This window comes from Methanobrevibacter sp., assembly GCF_030539555.1.
Lineage (GTDB): Archaea > Methanobacteriota > Methanobacteria > Methanobacteriales > Methanobacteriaceae > Methanocatella.
On sequence record NZ_JAUNXX010000035.1, the window covers coordinates 1 to 16,072 of the forward strand.

The window sequence follows — 16,072 nt, forward strand, 5'->3', positions numbered from 1 at the left end:
TTGAAAACATTTTTACCGATAGTGAACTCAACAGTAGGCACACAAATAGTAATTTAATAGTATTTGAAACGAATATTTTTCGGAGTTAACATTCAAAACATGACGGATGTTAATGTTAGTTATATTAATCCTAAAACTTTCAGAGTGATTATATTTAATAAAATCATTAAAAATGGAAGGATTAAATAAAACAACTCCCAAATCAATTCATTAGATCTATTGCTTTGAAATATATATTTAAAATCATTAAAATATAAATTAGTATCTTCTTTAATGATTATTCCGAAGATTAAACAATAAATGAATATATCAAATACCATAAAAATAAAATTATCAAATATAAATGATAAAATTAATGAAATAATATAAATTAAAATGTAAATTAAAATCATCATTAACATTAAATTAAATCTTTTTTTTGAAATAGACATTTTTTCTCCATAATTATACTAATTGAATTATTTTTAAATGAAATTCAGTTCAACAATTATATTATGTTTAGCTTAATAATAATTGTTAGTATATCTTAAATTAATATTTATAATCCTATCAATTTAAGTGAAAAATAAGTCACAGACTAATTTAGGAGCAAGTAATTAACTAAAATAAATAAAAAAAAGAAGAATTGGAAATTTAAATTGAATTAAAACAATCAATATCCATTATACTGTCCACATCCAACTTAATAAACTTCGGACTTTCTCCTTGCTGAAAATAAATATAATAAAGGTTGTCTTAATATAAGACAACCTAAACCACATTACTATATTACTCACTTTTAATCATGGTTAAAATCATTTTATATGAGCTGTTTACAGCTTGAAGAGCATGTGGTTCATTAGCCGGCATGATAATTATTTCACCAGCTTTGACAGTGTGTTTTTTGCCTGAAATTGTAATTTCGGCTTCACCATCAATTATCTGAACCATTGCATCGAAAGGAGCTGAGTGTTCAGACAATCCTTGACCTTGATCAAAGGCAAAGAATGTCACGGTTCCTAACTCTTTTTTGATTACTTCACGACTGACAACAGTGCCCTGTTGATAATCGACTAAAAATTGGATATTTAAAGCTTTTGCCTTAATATCCTCACTCATAACCTATTCCCCCATGATTTTTTTGATATCAACTAATGCATTACCAGATGTTGGAGTTAAGTTGTAATTTTCAACCAAGACATTCAATATGTCTTCGTTACACCATGCAGGAAGTACAGGACCAATCCACATGTCAGTTTTGCCTAAGTAAAGTAAAGCCCAAAGTACTGCAGCTGCTTTTTGTTCCATCCAACTGAGTACAATAGTTAACGGCAATTCGTTTAATTCCATATCAAACAGTTCACATAATGCTACTGCAACATCCACTGCAACAATAGTGTCGTTACATTGACCTACATCCAATAATCTTGGGATTCCTTCAATATCACCTAAGTCAAGGTCATTGAATTTGTATTTACCGCATGCCAATGTTAATATTACAGTGTCTTCAGGTAAGTTTTGTACGAATTCTCTGTAGTAGTTGTTGTGTTTTGCTGCTTTGTCGCATCCTCCAACAACGAAGAATCTTCTGATTTTACCATTTAAAACCAATTCTTTGATTTTTTCTGCATGTTCAACAATAGCTCCTGCACTCCAACCAGTAGTTATGGTAGTTAATTCTTCAGCTTCAAGTGATCCGAGAGATTTAGCACATTCAATTACTTCGGAGAAGTCATAATCTTCTACAGTTTTAACTCCTTCAAGTTTTGCTACATCCATTGTGAACATTCTTTCTTTGTATGCATCCAAAGCAGGAAGTACGCAATTACTGGTTCCGACAATAGCTGCATTGTATTTTTTAAATACTGTTCTTTGATCATGCCATGCCCCACCAAGTTGTCCTGCTAAATTTTCATATTTGTTTAATCCAGGATATCCGTGAGCAGGCAACATCTCTGAGTGAGTGTAAACCTTGATATCGGTTCCTTCAACCTGTTTTAGCAATTCTTCAAGTGCTTTTAAGTCATGACCTGTTACGATAATTGCCGGACCTTCCTGTGCACCCACTTTTACTTCAACAGGTTGCGGTTCACCATATGCTTCGATGTGTGCATCCTTGAGCAGTCTCATTACATCCACACTCACTTTACCAGCTTCCAATGCCAATGCAACTAAATCATTGACATCAAAGTTGACATTGGTTAATGTGGTGTATAAACCTTTGGTTAAAAATGCATCAATTTCAGGATTGGATTTACCTAAAACATTTGCATTGTAGTTGTATGCACTAATTCCTTTCATAGTAAAGATTAAATTATCTTGTAATCTTGCTACAGTTGGTTTTTTACCACAAACTCCACTCACAGTACAACCTGTACCCTTAGCGGTTTGGGAACATTGATAACAAAACATATCTAAGCCTTCTGACATAATAAAAACCTCTTTTTTTTGTTGAAAATATTTAAATCACAAAACATATATAAATATTTTGTCACTTCTTAAGGGTTAAAAGTAGTAATGATTTAAATAATATGAAACAGATAGTAAAATCATGGATGAAAATATAACTGTACTAAAAGGAATTGGACTAACAATGTATGAAGCTCAAGCATATGTAACACTCACTTCACTAATCGAGTCAACCGCATTTGAAGTGGCTGAAAAATCAAACATTCCCCGAAGCAAAATATATGATGTGCTCAAGAGCCTTGATAAAAAAAATTTCATTGACATCGAAGACGGAAGGCCCCTGATATATATTGTAAAATCTCCCGTTGAGGTTTTAACTCGCAAAAAGGAAGAAATTGACGGACAGATTGATGATACAATAACAAGACTTACAAACGTTTATGAAAACGGAATGAACCAGGTTCAAGCACCAATATGGAGAATATATGGCGTTGAAAAAATCATTAATCAGGAAGTTGAAATCATCAAGAGAGCTAAAAAGACAGTCAACATGAGAATAGGATTTTTATTTGAAGGCGAAGGTAAATCTCTTGTCAAAGCCTTTAAAAATAGACCAAATCTGGAAGTCAATATTCTGGCCTCACCAACTTGCCACATTAACAATGAGGAATTCCGAATTATAGATTTTTTCAAAGAGAATAACATAAACATTCAAAAAGCAAACATTCCATTTGTTAAAGTGATGATTAGCGATTCAAAAGAGATGCTTCATACGTATACCAAGTTTTCAGAAGATAAAAGAAACGTCATACCCGAAACAGCAATCGGAATATGGAACAAATATGAAGAAATAGCTAAAAACTATGATGACCGTTTTATGAATCAGCTGAAGAATATAAAGAAAAAAGAGAAAGTTACATGAATTTCTCTTCAAAATCTATTAAAACATTCAGCAAATCATAATTCAGGCGATGAATAGCCTTGTAGTGAATTTCACGAGGCACATCCCAATAAGCTGATGCAATACTTCCGGCAATTGCGGCCTGAGTATCAGCATCACCACCAAGAGATACTGCATTTCTGATTGCATCTTCAAAGTCCTTTGCTTCTAAAAATGAAATTATTGATTCAGGAACACTTCCGGCACAGGAGACATCAAATGAATAATATGGTCTGATTTCATCTAATTTTCTATCCAAATCATATTCATATCTAACTTCAATATGATTTTTGATTTCATCTTTATTTGCACCAATTCTGGCAAGATATATTGCATCACAAGTTGCAAGTGCTCCTTTAATCCCTTCAGGATGATCATGACTAATTATGGCTGATTTGTATGTCAAATCCTGAGCTTCCTTCAGAGAATTTGCAACCCATGCGCATGGTGAAACACGCATTGCAGAACCATTTGCCCAACTGTCGTAGGGTTTTGGATTTTCTTGCCTTAACCATCCTCCAAAGCTTCCACCATAGCCTGCATTAGGATATTTATTTCCCCAATACTGCATTTCATCAATTAAAGTTTTTTGAGATGACCTGTCCTTAATTAACCAATTTGCAACCGCCAAAGTCATGATTGTATCATCAGTGAATGTCGATTTCTTTTGAAATAATTTAAAATCCTTAGTTTTTATTGAATTGAACTCTCTGGTTGATCCAATAATATCTCCGCAAATAGCTCCAATAATTCCTTTCATAATATTATGTTAAAGAAAAATAGTTAATAAAATTATTCAAAATACTAAAAGATATGGTTAACCCACATCAATACCTGAAGAATATCATTGTGAAATTGGATACCTAGTAGCACATCCATTTCGATTCAAATCTCATTTCAATTATCCCTCTCTTAAACACATATATTATCTAATCATTGATTTAACTCTGAAAAATTGCTTTCACAATGTAAAATTGCTTTAAAATTAAAGAAAAAAGATAAATATCATTATAAACATAATTAATTTCGATAATTGCTAGCATTATCGCTAAATACTGAAATTCCTACACATTCATTGAAAATTGAATCATATCCTTAAATAAATTCATCGTGTTACTTTACAGTAGGAATTTCAAAAAATACTTCATATAAACTAACATAGAAATTATGGTTCCGGGAAAATCCCGGAATCATAAAAAAAAGTTACATTAAACTTGGCCAATTGACTTTCATTTTCCAAAAGACCAATGTATCTATCGTAGAAATGGAATGAATCCAAGGTTTCTGTTGGATTATCTGATTCCAATATTTTCAATGCATTTTCTGTTTCAAGCCGTGCCCCCACATAAACATAAAATTTTCTGATTAAGTTTAATGCCTTGTTCATTTTCTCATCATCGAGAATGTGTTTTGCTGAGTCGAAATCTATTGTCTTGTCATGAGCGATAATTTCAACATCATCCAATATCTCAATGATTTCATCCATATTCACACTATCTAAGGAAGAATCCCCATATTTATCCAAATTACCATAATTGGATAGTTTATCTGCAATTTCTTCAAGCTTTCCCCAATATTTATAACAACTCATATGAATAAACCTCCCATTGAATTATATCTCAATATGTGTTATATCAATATAAAATTAATTAAAGTAATACGTATTTGATAAATTTTGAAAAAAAGTAATACTCAAAGAAAATTAAAAAAAAAAGAATAAAAAAAAAGAGTAAAAGATGAGAGAATTTAAGCACTTCTCTCAAGTACAAAATCTGCAATGTTTGCAAGTACTTGTTTAGATGAAGAATCAGGCAATATTTCGAGTACTTGTTTAGCTTCCTCAACGGATTCTAATGCCAAATTACGAGCATATTCAATGGCACCACAATTTGTTAGAATTTCAATCGCTTCAGATATATCATCTTCAGAATTATTTTCATCTTTTAAGATTTCGAGTAACCTATCATCTTCAACACTATCAAGACCTTTAATTGCAATGATGGTCATCTTACCTTTTTCAATATCTGATCCTATTGGCTTACCCAATGTTTCCTCATCGGATGCCAAATCAAGGTAATCATCCTGAATCTGGAAAGCAAGACCAATCAATCTTCCGTATTCATACATCGCATCAATAACTTCCTGTGTTGCACCACCCATAATAGCCCCAGCTTTTGTAGCTGCAGCAATTAAAGCACCTGTTTTTTTGAAAATCATTTCCATATATTCATCTTCTGTTACATCAAATCTGTCTTCAAATCCCATATCTGAGGCCTGACCTTCACAGATTTTTACACATGCATCAGCAACGGTAGCCAATGACTGGTTGTTCTGTTCAGAAGTTGTTCCTTCAGTTCCTATGATTATTTCAAATGCCTTTGAGAATAAGGTATCTCCTGCAAGAATAGCCACATCTTCTCCCCATACCTTATGAACAGACGGCATTCCTCTTCTCATATCATCGTCATCCATAATGTCATCATGGATTAAAGAAAATGTATGGATAAGTTCAATTGCAGCAGCTGATTTCAAAGCATTTTCACGATTTCCACCTACAGCTTCAGCAGTAATCAATGTTAAAGCCGGCCTAAGCATTTTTCCACCAGCTCTTGTTAGGTAAACTGAAGCCTCAGAAAGATTATCCGGAGTAATTGTGGATAATTCTTCTTCGATTGTTTTTGTAATGTCAGTTGAATAACTTCCAAGTACTTCTTTTACATCACTCATTTTAATTCCCTCTTTTAACTTTTAAAAACTTGTGCTTGAGCATTTCTTAAAATATGAATATCATAACCAATCCTATAACCTTCTTCTTCAGCAAGTTCAGCATAAGCAGAAAGCATGGATAAATCTCCGTGTGCCGGAATGATATGCTGTGGTTTTAGCATACGTAAGAATTCCCTGTGGTCTTCTCTTCCAGCGTGCCCGGAAACGTGAGCATTAGGATAAATTCTTGCACCTTTCAGTTTTAATCTCCTTTCCATAATATGCCTATTGGCGGCATTTGTCGGGTTTGGAATGATAGGTGCTGAAATGATAATATTATCTCCCTTTTTGATATTGAATGGAGTCCTTCCATTAGCAATCCTCGGAAGCAATGCATCGGGTTCACCTTGGTGACCTGTAGTTACAAGCAAATAATTCGCCCTGTCCTCATCAGCAGTCATTAATGCCCTGTTAACAGCTTTTGGAGAGCCATAGATGCTTGCATTTTTAGGCAGTTTTAAAATTCCCAATTTTTGAGCAATACCGCAGAATCTTTCCATGGATCTGCCTAAGAAAAATATTTCTCTGTGACTTTTCTTAGCTATGTCTGCAATAGCCTGGACACGCTCTACATGAGATGAAAATGTGGTGACAATCATACCATTTTTCTCAAGTAACGGTCCCCTCATAACATCTTCAAGAATATTGCGTGCAATTCTCTCGGAATGTGTTTTTACTTCCCCATAATTTTTAGCATTAGTGGTTTCAACAATTAAAGCAAGCACTCCTTTTCTGCCTAATTCCTTTAACCTTTTGTAATCAGGCGGTGGAGATACTTTTTGATGATTGTCAAATTTGAAATCCAATGCATAAACGATAACTCCTTCAGGAGTGTGTAAAACTGGAAATACAGCTTGAGGGATACTGTGAGTTGACTGAACAAACTCCAATGTAATATCCTTAGAAAGTTTCATTTTACTTCCAGGATTTAATGGTTTGATTGGGTTGGTTACTTTAAATTTACGTTCACCTTTAATCTGTTTTTCAATTAATGCAGCAGTATATGGAGTTCCTATTAATGGAGCATCATATCTGTGAGCCAATTTGGCTACTGCACCAATATGGTCCAGGTGCCCGTGGGAAAAGATTATTCCTTTAACCTTACCGTCAACATCCTTCATCAATGTATCATCAGGAATAACTCCCCTTTCAATTAAGTCTAAACTATGCATTCTATCGATATCTGTATCCTCGTGCATACTGATTCTGTCAAGATGTATTCCCATATCAAAGATAATTACATCTTCGCCTATCCTGACAGCAGTCATGTTTTTACCGACTTCCTGATATCCCCCAATAGCGATAACTTCTACGCTCATGTTTCATCTCCTTGAATAATTTTTTGTGTTAATACCTCTTTCAGTAAGCCATTCTCGTGTTTTTCCTCGAATAACTATGTTAGCTTGTTTTAATTCTTCAATGTTATTAGCTCCGACTAAAAACATTGCAATTCTTAAAGAATCATTGAATCTATCAATAAATTTATTTAATTGTTCTTGAGAAGCGGAATTCTTTAAAAATGGCAAAGCCATACCTACAGCATCAGCTCCAAGAGCGATAGCTTTAGCCGCTTCAAGACCTGAACGAATTCCTCCTGATGAAATAACTGGAACATCAACAGCATCAGTCACTTCAGCAGTACTTACAGCAGTTGGAATTCCCCAATCCCAGAAAATTTCACCCAAATACCTATCTTCAGCACGGTAAGTTTCAACAGCAGCCCAACTTGTTCCGCCGGCACCTTCAATATCTATATACTTAACACCCGCATCAACCAGCATTTTTGCAGATTCTGATGATATTCCACAGCCTGTCTCTTTTGCAACAACAGGAATATCAACAGATTCTGTTATCTGACTGATCATATCAAGATAACCTCTTGCATCCAAATCACCTTCCGGCTGAATAGATTCCTGAAGAGGATTGAGATGAATAGCCAAAATATCAGCATCCAATATTTCAACTGCTTTTTCAGCCAAGTTCAATTGAGGTGCTCCAATATTGCCTACAAGCAAACAATTTGGAGCATTTTCCCGAACAACTGTATAAGTGTCTGCCAGTTCCGGATGTTCACATGCTGCTCTTTGAGATCCAACACCTAATGCAATACAATTATTTTCGGCTGCAATAGCTAACTGCTTATTAATTTCTTTTGCTGCAGGGTGCCCTCCAGTAATAGCTGTAATAAATAAAGGTGAGTCTAATTTTTTACCGAACACTGATGTTGATAAATCAATTTCTTGTTTATCAATTTCGGGCAAGACATTATGGATTAATTCTATATCTTCAAATCCGGTTGTCTTATTTTTAAACTCAACATCATAATTTTCACAAATTAATAAATGCTCTAATTTTCTATCTGAAATCATGCATTAATTTCCCCTTGAAATTATAGTTCCTTTTACGTTTTCATTTTCTAAAACTTTGAAAATATTATCTTCAACTTCAGCATTTATTATTTTAGATTCGATTCCTAAATCTGCTAAATATAAAAGTTCCTTAATTTTTCCGACCATTCCACCGGTTACATCAACATTTGTTGTTCCTTCCAGAGTCTCCAAATCATCCAGTGATGAGAATTTTTCAAAAAATATCGCATCATCATGAATTTTAGGATTTTTATTGTAAACTCCATCGACGTCAGTTCCTAAAACAACCATGTCAGGATTTAGGTTTTTAGCCAAATACTGAATAAGCTGGTCTCCTGAGATAACGCAAATCTCAAGTTCATCATCCAGTACAACATCACCATAGATAACGGGAATGAAACCTTTGTTCAAATACCTTTTAAAGCTATCAAGATTGCCGTTAGTAATTCTTTTATTAGTGGCTGTCATAAAACTAGAAGCCGGAATAGCTACTACAGGCAAACATTCTTCTATTAAAGCTTCACAAATATACATGTTCAATTTTTTAACAGCATTTTGAGTCTCGCAAAAGCCAATTCTTTTTTGAGGATATTCCGATTCATCAAATGCTTCGCCGATTTTATATTTTTTAGCAGGCGGATGGCCAAAAGATCCTGCACCATGAACAATGATTAGTTCTTTAGATGAATTATCTAAAGAAGCCCTGATTTCTGATGCAATTCTTTTAAGACTCTCTTTATCAACTTCACTTTGAGTTGAGTCTTTATTAGTCAGGATACTTCCACCAATCTTTAAAATAATCATGAAATCACTTATAAACCCTTGAAGAAACCCCTTTTCGAGTAAATCTAATTTTTAATATATTATCATCACGCGCTATGGCCTCAGCAACTTCATCAACTTTACCCGGACAAAGCGCTATAATACTGCCTCCGCCACCAGCACCGGTTGTTTTGGAACCGATAGCTCCCGCTTCTCTTGCATTATATACCATACGAGACAATTCTAAAGTATTAACACCCAAAACATCTAAAAATCCGTGGTTAATGTTCATTAACTCGCCTACTTTCTTAAAATCTCTTTTTAAAATAGCCTGTTTAGCATAATTGGTTAAATTTCCCATTGCAGTAATAACCGGATTAATGATTTTAGGATTTCTTGTCTTTAGATTTTTGACATCTTTAACCATCTTGCCGGTGTTTCCATGTTTAGTTGTATAACCTACAACAAAAGGGACATTAAAATTAACGTTGAAGTGTTCTACTTTTTTGTTTCTGGATAAATAGACAAGTCCACCATATGTTGAAACTAAAGTATCAAGAGGACTTGCAACTCCCTGAACTGCCTGCTCAACCATGTGAGCGTCATGTGCAAGTGATTTTTTATTAAAACGAACATTATGGTATCTATACAATGCCGCAAGAGTGGCAACAGTAACTGCAGCAGATGATCCGAGACCAGAGCCAATAGGAACTTTTGATGATAATGTAATCTCAATTGGAGAATGGTCATGAGCTCTGTAAAGAGCTTCCAAAATATATCTAATAATACCTGGTTTTCCTTTTGTTAAAATATATTTTTTATGTTTGGTTAACAGTTCAGCTTCAAAACCTATATCCGGAGCTTTAAATACAGACACCCCGGTATCAGACTCTTTAATTGTTACATAAGCTCTTTTATTAACTGCTCCTGCAATAGCAGGTTCACCATAAACTACAGAGTGTTCGCCAAATAAAATAGTTTTTGCTGGAGCAGAAGCTTTAGCTATCATAAATACACCTTATTTAAAAATGCCTGAAGCATAACCGACAACTGAACTAAAGTCGCCTGTAACATCACCACTGGTTCTATAACCTAATATTTCGCAATCTGTCTTTCCCAGTCTTTTAGAAAGGGAAATTGTTGTTATTACCGGACCATAGCCACACATTGTAATGTTATATTGAATTACTTCCTCAAAAAGTTTGAATTCATTCATTTCATTAATATCCTCTAAAACAAATCCATCAACTTTATTGGCCTTTTCTTGATTGTTAAAATGAGACAAATCCGTACTTGCTATAACACAATAGGATTTATCCAATTTAACTCCCGCTTCATAAATTGCCTGTGCTAAATCGGCTGAAGCAGAAAATGACTGTGAACCCATAGTTATCGGAACAATCTTAAAATCATTAGAAAAATATTGTAAAAAAGGTAGTTGAACTTCTATGCTATGTTCACGAATATGGGCTAAGAAATCGGAAGTTGCAATATCTGAAAAAGAAATTATTTCATCTGCAAACTCATTATCAACTTCCACATTTCCTAAAGGAGTAATCCATTCCCCTTCATTGAAAACAGAAATTTCACTACCCAATCCTGTGTGGTTAGGGCTTAAAATAATGAAAACTTCAGGAAAACCATTTTGAACTATATTGCAATAGCCTTTAGCAGCTATTGCACCAGAATATTGATAACCTGCATGAGGAACCATAACATGAATTGGATAAACTTTACCATCGAACGTATTGAGCTCAGGAATTTTAGAAACTCCCTCTTTATCCAAAAAGCATTCTTCAATTAGCTTTTTAAGTTCATTAGGCCTATCCGGATAAAATGATCCGGCAACAGCAGGTTTTCTTAACATTTAACTCACTTAAAATTTAAGTTCAAAGTCTGTTGGTTCAATATCCAAGTCACCGTCTTCAGGAATAGTTCCTCTTTCCCTTAAGATTTGTCTTGCAAGTAACCAGTAAACTAAAGCAATTGCTTTTCTACCTTTGTTGTTTACAGGTACGGCAATATCAACAAAACTGAGTAAGTTTTCAGTATCACATAATGCAACAACAGGAATACCGTTCTGTTTGGATTCCAATATTGCTTGAGCATCTGATCTTGGGTCGGTTACAACAATAATTTTTGGTTCAATGAATTTAGCATAATTCGGGTTTGTTAAAGTACCTGGGATGAATCTGCCAGGAATGGTTTTTGCACCTGTAATTTCACCGAATTTTTTAACAGGAGCTTGACCGTATTGTCTGGTAGCCACTACTAAAATATCTTCTGGGTCGTATTTTGCTAAAAGTTTTGCGATTTGTCTGATTCTTTCATCAGTTTTTTGAATATCCAATACATATAAACCATCAGATCTTACTCTGAATATGTATTTTTCCATGTCACTGGTTTTTTGTTGGGTTCCAATATGTAAACCAGCTGCTAAATAGTTGTCTAAATCAATTAAAAGTTCATCATTTACCATAATTTCACCTCATTATTTAATCATCATCTTCAATTTTTACACATTCTTGCGGACATACATCCATGCATACTTCACATAAACTACAATCTTCAGGGTCGACAATTTCAATTTTGTCGCCTTTAAGAACTAAAACTTCCATAGGACAAACATCAGCACATTCTGCACAGTCTGCTCCATCACATTTATCATAGTCAATAGTTACTTTAGCCATAAGAATTCTCCCCTAAACTTAAGTTAAAATGACCCCATCTTTGGATTTGGAAGTTCTTCTTCGATACGAATTAACTCATTTAATTTAGCTATTCTTTCACCACCAATGGCACCAGTTTTAATCATAGGGGATTCAAAACCAACCGCCAAATGAGCAATTGTTTCATCAGTGGTTTCACCAGACCTATGAGATACAACAGGAACAATACCATTTTCTTTTGCTAGTTTTACAGTAGCATAAGTTTCAGATAAAGAACCTATCTGGTTTGGTTTTATAATAATAGCATTAGCCGCTTTCATTTCAATACCTTTAGCCAGAATTTCTTTATTTGTTACAAATAAATCATCCCCACAAATAAGGCATTTATTTCCAACTTTTGCAGTTAATTGAGCAAAACCCTCGAAATCAGACTCATCAAATGGGTCTTCAACATAAAACATTTTATATGTTTCAATAATATCTTTTACGAAATCAATTTGATCTCCGGTATCTCTTTGGATACCATCTTGGGCATAAACATATTTTTGTTTATCAGCATCCCATAATTCGGAAGCTGCCATATCCAATGAAGGCCTTATTTCAATACCCAATTCATCGCCAACTTCTTCACATGCCTTAGCTTGAATTTCTAAAGCATCATCATTAGCAATATTCGGTACCCAACCACCTTCATCTCCTTTTCCACCAGTGAAGTTTGAATCTTTAGTTTGGATTAGCTCTTTTAATCTTTTGTGAACGGAAGCATTGGCAAAGATTGCATCACTAACATTAGTAGCTCCAATAGGAACAACCAAGAATTCTTGTATGTCTGGTGCATTAATGCCTGCATGTGCTCCACCGTTCATCATATTTCCCAATGGGAACGGCAATTCATTGACTAAATTTCCACCAATGTACTTGTATAATGGCATATTATAAGAGGAAGCGGCCGCTTTAGCTACAGCCATAGAAATAGCTACAGTGGTATTGCCACCTATAGCTGATAAATTGTCAGTTCCATCGATTTCCTTCAATACTTCATCAATGGTTGTGAGATCTTCAGCATCCATACCAATGAGTTCAGAAGCAATGAAATCTTCCATTTCACTTACAACTTTATCTACTCCACCTTCGGGAAATGACACTACTTCCCTGGAACCGGTACTTGCTCCACTTGGTGCAGCAGCCCTACCGGAACTATTCCAAGTAAGCACATCCACTTCAATAGTAGGATTTCCTCTGCTGTCCAAAATCTTACGAACTTGGACGTCTTCTATTATACTATTCAAAAAAAACACCTCAGTGCCCTTTAATTTATTACCATATAATCTATACTCTTTAAAAAATCAGTAAGTTTCTTTATAGAGTTATGTTGGTATTTTTTATTTTTTTTAAATAATTATAAGAATAAATAGATTGACTATTTATTCATCTCTAATAACATCTAATGGTAAAACTCCAGCTTTAAGTTCTTCATAAGCTATGTCAATCGGATCTAAAGAGTCTTTAATTTCCACCAAGGGTTTAGCTCCCATAGATATTTGGATTGCTCTAGCTCCAAGAATTCTAGCTCTTTCAAACCTTGTTAATTTTTTTTCAACATCCATGAATATTACTCCATTTTTAGGCATATATTTTACCAAGATTATATTTTTTAATTAAAAAATATCCCTATGAATTGAAAAATCTATTCCCATGTTTCAACATGAGAAATTAACATTCTTCTACAACAGTATCTAGTTAAACCTAAGTCATCTAAAACATCTTTTGAATTTTCACCTGCAGCAATTCTCTTATTGTATTCATCAAAGTAAGCTGATACAGGTTTTCCACAACTTAAGCATCTTATAGGAATCATTTTATCATCTTTTTTAATTTAAATAAAATATAAAATTACAGAATGATTTATCTGTAACTTTTTTGTTTACGTGCTCTTGCTCCAGGACCACCGTATTTTTTAGGTTCGGAACGTCTTGGGTCACCTACTAACATGGTTCTGTCATATTGAATATATTTTTCTTTTAAGTCCATGTCTTGAGACCATTGAACGAGTCCTTTAGCAATTACCATACGTGCAGCTTCAGCTTGACCCATTACTCCTCCACCAACAACGTGAATATTAATGTCCACTTCATTAGCTAAATCTCCTGCTAAGGTTAATGGTTCTTGTAATTTTAAGTTAGCAAGCTCTGGAGAATAAAGTTCTAAAGGAATTCTGTTAATTCTAACTTTACCGGTTCCTTCTTGAACAGTACCTCTTGCAATAGCTGTTTTACGTTTTCCACTTGTATGAATAACTTTAACCATAATCACACATCCGTTTATCTAAAAGGTAGCTCCTAAAAGTTTGGAGATTTCTCCTAATTCAATACCTTTTTTAATGTTTTTGTATTCTGCTTCAGGAACTGCAGTGAGTTCAGCATCTGCATATTCTGCAGGCACACCAACGAAAGCTTTTAAGCCTTTGTATGCGGTTTTACCTTTTGATTTTTTGAAAGGTAACATTCCTCTTACAGTTCTTCTAAATATATCATCTGGTCTTCTAGGATATTTAGGACCTAAGTCACGAGGGTTAGAAATACTTGCCCTGTCAACTCTTTGTTTGTATTTAGCATAAGCCCAATCCTTGTTTCCAGTCAACATAATTTTTTCAGCATTAATAATTATTACTTCTTCGCCTTCTAAAAGATTTTTACTAGTTACACTAGCTAATCTTCCTAAAACGCATCCTTCTCCATCAATAATCATAATAACACCCTATTTATTCAATGATCCTAATGTTTGATCCTTTAGGATTTGATTCGATTATCTCATCAATTGAGATGCATTCTCCACCAGCACTTTCAATTTTTTCTTGTGCTTTAGCTGAGAATTTTAATGCCACTACATCTACTTTTTCTGTTAAATTACCATTTGATAAAACTTTACCAGGCACTAAAATAGTTTCGCCTGCTTCAGCATGTCTTGCAATATCAGACAAATTTACTTCAGCAGTTCTTCTGTTAGACCTAGAAAGTCTACCAGCAACATCTTTCCAAATAGCTGCATCTTCACTTTTTGATTTTTTATTAAGTTTATTAATAAGTTCAATAAGGTTAGGATTAGTTTTGATAATTTTCTTAACCATTATTTACTTCCTCCTTCTTCACTAAATCTGATAAATTTATCTGCTTTTTCACCTAATTTGTCACAAGCTTTTAATAAAACTTCTTTAGGAGGCATAGATCCATCAGTTTCGATTCTAAATATGAAATCATTTTCACGATACCCTACATTGATATAACCATTAGCAGAAGCCCTTACACAGCTTTTACACATAGTACAATCTTCAATGTCTAAAATCTTAATATGTTTTGATCTTCTATCAGATTTTAAAACACCCCTCGGACATGCGAGTGCACAATCATAATCAACTTCTTTATCCTCATCAAATGTGATTTCAGGATATTGTTTATATGCGCATACTGTAGTAGGCATCCATTTAGCATGTTCTTTACCATATCCCACTTTAGCAACCGCTTCAATATCAATAATTTCGTCTTCTTTAAGTTTTACTAAAGGAATAGTATCGTATACTGGTTTAATTGTTTCATCTGAAGATATTAAATCCTTAGAATAAACTACTTTAGGTCCAACTTCATGTAATTTAAAAACAACACCTTTTTTGACATTATCTGCCCAGGTTTCGTTTTCCTCATCGAATTCCCAACCTTCATCCTCAGGTAAAGGTAATCCTTGAATTGCATCAATATTAGAAACCAAAGGAGTTAAACCAAGTCTATGAGCAAGTACCTCATTAAACATAGCAGAATCATTTCTTACAATGTTAACATCTTCAATAGCTATTTTAGGTACATTTACCATTGCACATCTTCTAATAGCATTAATGAACGGTACTTCCGCATCGCGAACAACGAATACAATTTCATCATCGCTTTGACTTCTAACTTCTATCTTCATATTAAACCCTTCCATCTAGACTCTTCTTCCTCTTTTACCACCAGGTCTTCCAGTACCATCGTGAGGAATAGGAGTGATATCTTCTATTTTACCTATTTTAATTCCAGCTCTTGCTAAAGCACGGATAGTTGCTTGTGCACCAGGTCCAGGACTTCTAGGTCCATTTCCACCAGGAGCTCTTACTTTAATATGTAATCCTACAAATCCTTTTTCTTTAG

The 16,072-nt window shown here is 34.1% G+C and carries 20 protein-coding genes and 1 pseudogene; 1 reads left to right on the top strand and 20 read right to left on the bottom strand.

Features of this window, described 5'->3' with window-relative positions:
- Positions 1-768: 768 nt before the first annotated feature.
- Together Q4Q55_RS07050 and hcp are read right to left on the bottom strand one after the other, a co-directional pair.
- A complete protein-coding gene (locus tag Q4Q55_RS07050; RefSeq protein ID WP_303372120.1) occupies positions 769-1,098 on the bottom strand; it encodes a cupin domain-containing protein in 330 nt (109 codons plus the stop codon).
- A 3-nt stretch (positions 1,099-1,101) separates the two neighbouring features.
- Positions 1,102-2,409: a hydroxylamine reductase gene (hcp, locus tag Q4Q55_RS07055; protein ID WP_303372121.1), complete on the bottom strand. Its 1,308-nt coding sequence runs from the start codon at positions 2,407-2,409 to the stop codon at positions 1,102-1,104.
- Between the two features lie 121 nt (positions 2,410-2,530).
- On the opposite strand from hcp, the gene Q4Q55_RS07060 reads away from it, so the two are divergent.
- Positions 2,531-3,310: a TrmB family transcriptional regulator gene (locus Q4Q55_RS07060; protein ID WP_303372122.1), complete on the top strand. Its 780-nt coding sequence runs from the start codon at positions 2,531-2,533 to the stop codon at positions 3,308-3,310.
- On the opposite strand, the gene Q4Q55_RS07065 is transcribed toward Q4Q55_RS07060, so the two are convergent.
- The 18 genes and pseudogenes from Q4Q55_RS07065 to rpsK all read right to left on the bottom strand — a co-directional run.
- Entirely contained in the window at positions 3,303-4,088 is a 786-nt protein-coding gene (locus Q4Q55_RS07065; RefSeq protein WP_303372123.1) for an ADP-ribosylglycohydrolase family protein, read from the bottom strand. The genes Q4Q55_RS07060 and Q4Q55_RS07065 overlap by 8 nt on opposite strands.
- A gap of 447 nt (positions 4,089-4,535) precedes the next feature.
- Positions 4,536-4,919 (bottom strand): annotated as a pseudogene (locus tag Q4Q55_RS07070) (methyltransferase); the annotation flags it as partial.
- Positions 4,920-5,074: 155 nt separating this feature from the next.
- Positions 5,075-6,055: a short chain isoprenyl diphosphate synthase IdsA gene (gene idsA, locus Q4Q55_RS07075; RefSeq protein ID WP_303372124.1), complete on the bottom strand. Its 981-nt coding sequence runs from the start codon at positions 6,053-6,055 to the stop codon at positions 5,075-5,077.
- Positions 6,056-6,069: 14 nt separating this feature from the next.
- Positions 6,070-7,413, bottom strand: coding sequence for an RNase J family beta-CASP ribonuclease (locus Q4Q55_RS07080; RefSeq protein ID WP_303372125.1), 1,344 nt, complete (start codon positions 7,411-7,413; stop codon positions 6,070-6,072).
- 3 nt (positions 7,414-7,416) lie between these two features.
- On the bottom strand, positions 7,417-8,463 hold the full coding sequence (gene fni / locus Q4Q55_RS07085; RefSeq protein WP_303372126.1) for a type 2 isopentenyl-diphosphate Delta-isomerase: 1,047 nt from the start codon (positions 8,461-8,463) through the stop codon (positions 7,417-7,419).
- Between the two features lie 3 nt (positions 8,464-8,466).
- Positions 8,467-9,267 carry an isopentenyl phosphate kinase gene (locus Q4Q55_RS07090; protein WP_303372127.1) on the bottom strand — a complete coding sequence of 267 codons (801 nt, stop codon included), beginning with the start codon at positions 9,265-9,267 and terminating at the stop codon, positions 8,467-8,469.
- Positions 9,268-9,271: 4 nt separating this feature from the next.
- Positions 9,272-10,234 (bottom strand): mevalonate kinase, encoded by a 963-nt coding sequence (gene mvk, locus Q4Q55_RS07095; protein WP_303372128.1) that lies wholly within the window; start codon positions 10,232-10,234, stop codon positions 9,272-9,274.
- A gap of 9 nt (positions 10,235-10,243) precedes the next feature.
- Positions 10,244-11,092, bottom strand: coding sequence for an AmmeMemoRadiSam system protein B (amrB, locus tag Q4Q55_RS07100; RefSeq protein ID WP_303372129.1), 849 nt, complete (start codon positions 11,090-11,092; stop codon positions 10,244-10,246).
- A 9-nt stretch (positions 11,093-11,101) separates the two neighbouring features.
- Entirely contained in the window at positions 11,102-11,704 is a 603-nt protein-coding gene (gene rpsB / locus Q4Q55_RS07105) for a 30S ribosomal protein S2 (RefSeq protein WP_303372130.1), read from the bottom strand.
- A gap of 16 nt (positions 11,705-11,720) precedes the next feature.
- Positions 11,721-11,915, bottom strand: a complete 195-nt coding sequence (locus Q4Q55_RS07110; protein WP_303372131.1) for a 4Fe-4S binding protein — start codon at positions 11,913-11,915, stop codon at positions 11,721-11,723.
- A 23-nt stretch (positions 11,916-11,938) separates the two neighbouring features.
- On the bottom strand, positions 11,939-13,183 hold the full coding sequence (eno, locus tag Q4Q55_RS07115) for a phosphopyruvate hydratase (RefSeq protein WP_303372132.1): 1,245 nt from the start codon (positions 13,181-13,183) through the stop codon (positions 11,939-11,941).
- A gap of 135 nt (positions 13,184-13,318) precedes the next feature.
- On the bottom strand, positions 13,319-13,501 hold the full coding sequence (locus tag Q4Q55_RS07120) for a DNA-directed RNA polymerase subunit K (RefSeq protein WP_303372133.1): 183 nt from the start codon (positions 13,499-13,501) through the stop codon (positions 13,319-13,321).
- A gap of 80 nt (positions 13,502-13,581) precedes the next feature.
- Entirely contained in the window at positions 13,582-13,752 is a 171-nt protein-coding gene (locus Q4Q55_RS07125) for a DNA-directed RNA polymerase subunit N (protein ID WP_303372134.1), read from the bottom strand.
- A 47-nt stretch (positions 13,753-13,799) separates the two neighbouring features.
- On the bottom strand, positions 13,800-14,201 hold the full coding sequence (locus Q4Q55_RS07130; RefSeq protein ID WP_303372135.1) for a 30S ribosomal protein S9: 402 nt from the start codon (positions 14,199-14,201) through the stop codon (positions 13,800-13,802).
- Positions 14,202-14,219: 18 nt separating this feature from the next.
- Complete coding sequence (locus Q4Q55_RS07135) at positions 14,220-14,642, bottom strand: 50S ribosomal protein L13 (RefSeq protein WP_303372136.1); 423 nt, start codon at positions 14,640-14,642, stop codon at positions 14,220-14,222.
- A gap of 13 nt (positions 14,643-14,655) precedes the next feature.
- Positions 14,656-15,021 (bottom strand): 50S ribosomal protein L18e, encoded by a 366-nt coding sequence (locus tag Q4Q55_RS07140; protein ID WP_303372137.1) that lies wholly within the window; start codon positions 15,019-15,021, stop codon positions 14,656-14,658.
- On the bottom strand, positions 15,021-15,854 hold the full coding sequence (locus tag Q4Q55_RS07145) for a DNA-directed RNA polymerase subunit D (protein WP_303372138.1): 834 nt from the start codon (positions 15,852-15,854) through the stop codon (positions 15,021-15,023). The genes Q4Q55_RS07140 and Q4Q55_RS07145 overlap by 1 nt, the downstream gene beginning before the upstream one ends.
- Positions 15,855-15,869: 15 nt before the next feature.
- Positions 15,870-16,072 (bottom strand): 30S ribosomal protein S11 (gene rpsK, locus Q4Q55_RS07150; RefSeq protein WP_303372139.1); only part of this gene is annotated, 203 nt, incomplete at its 5' end.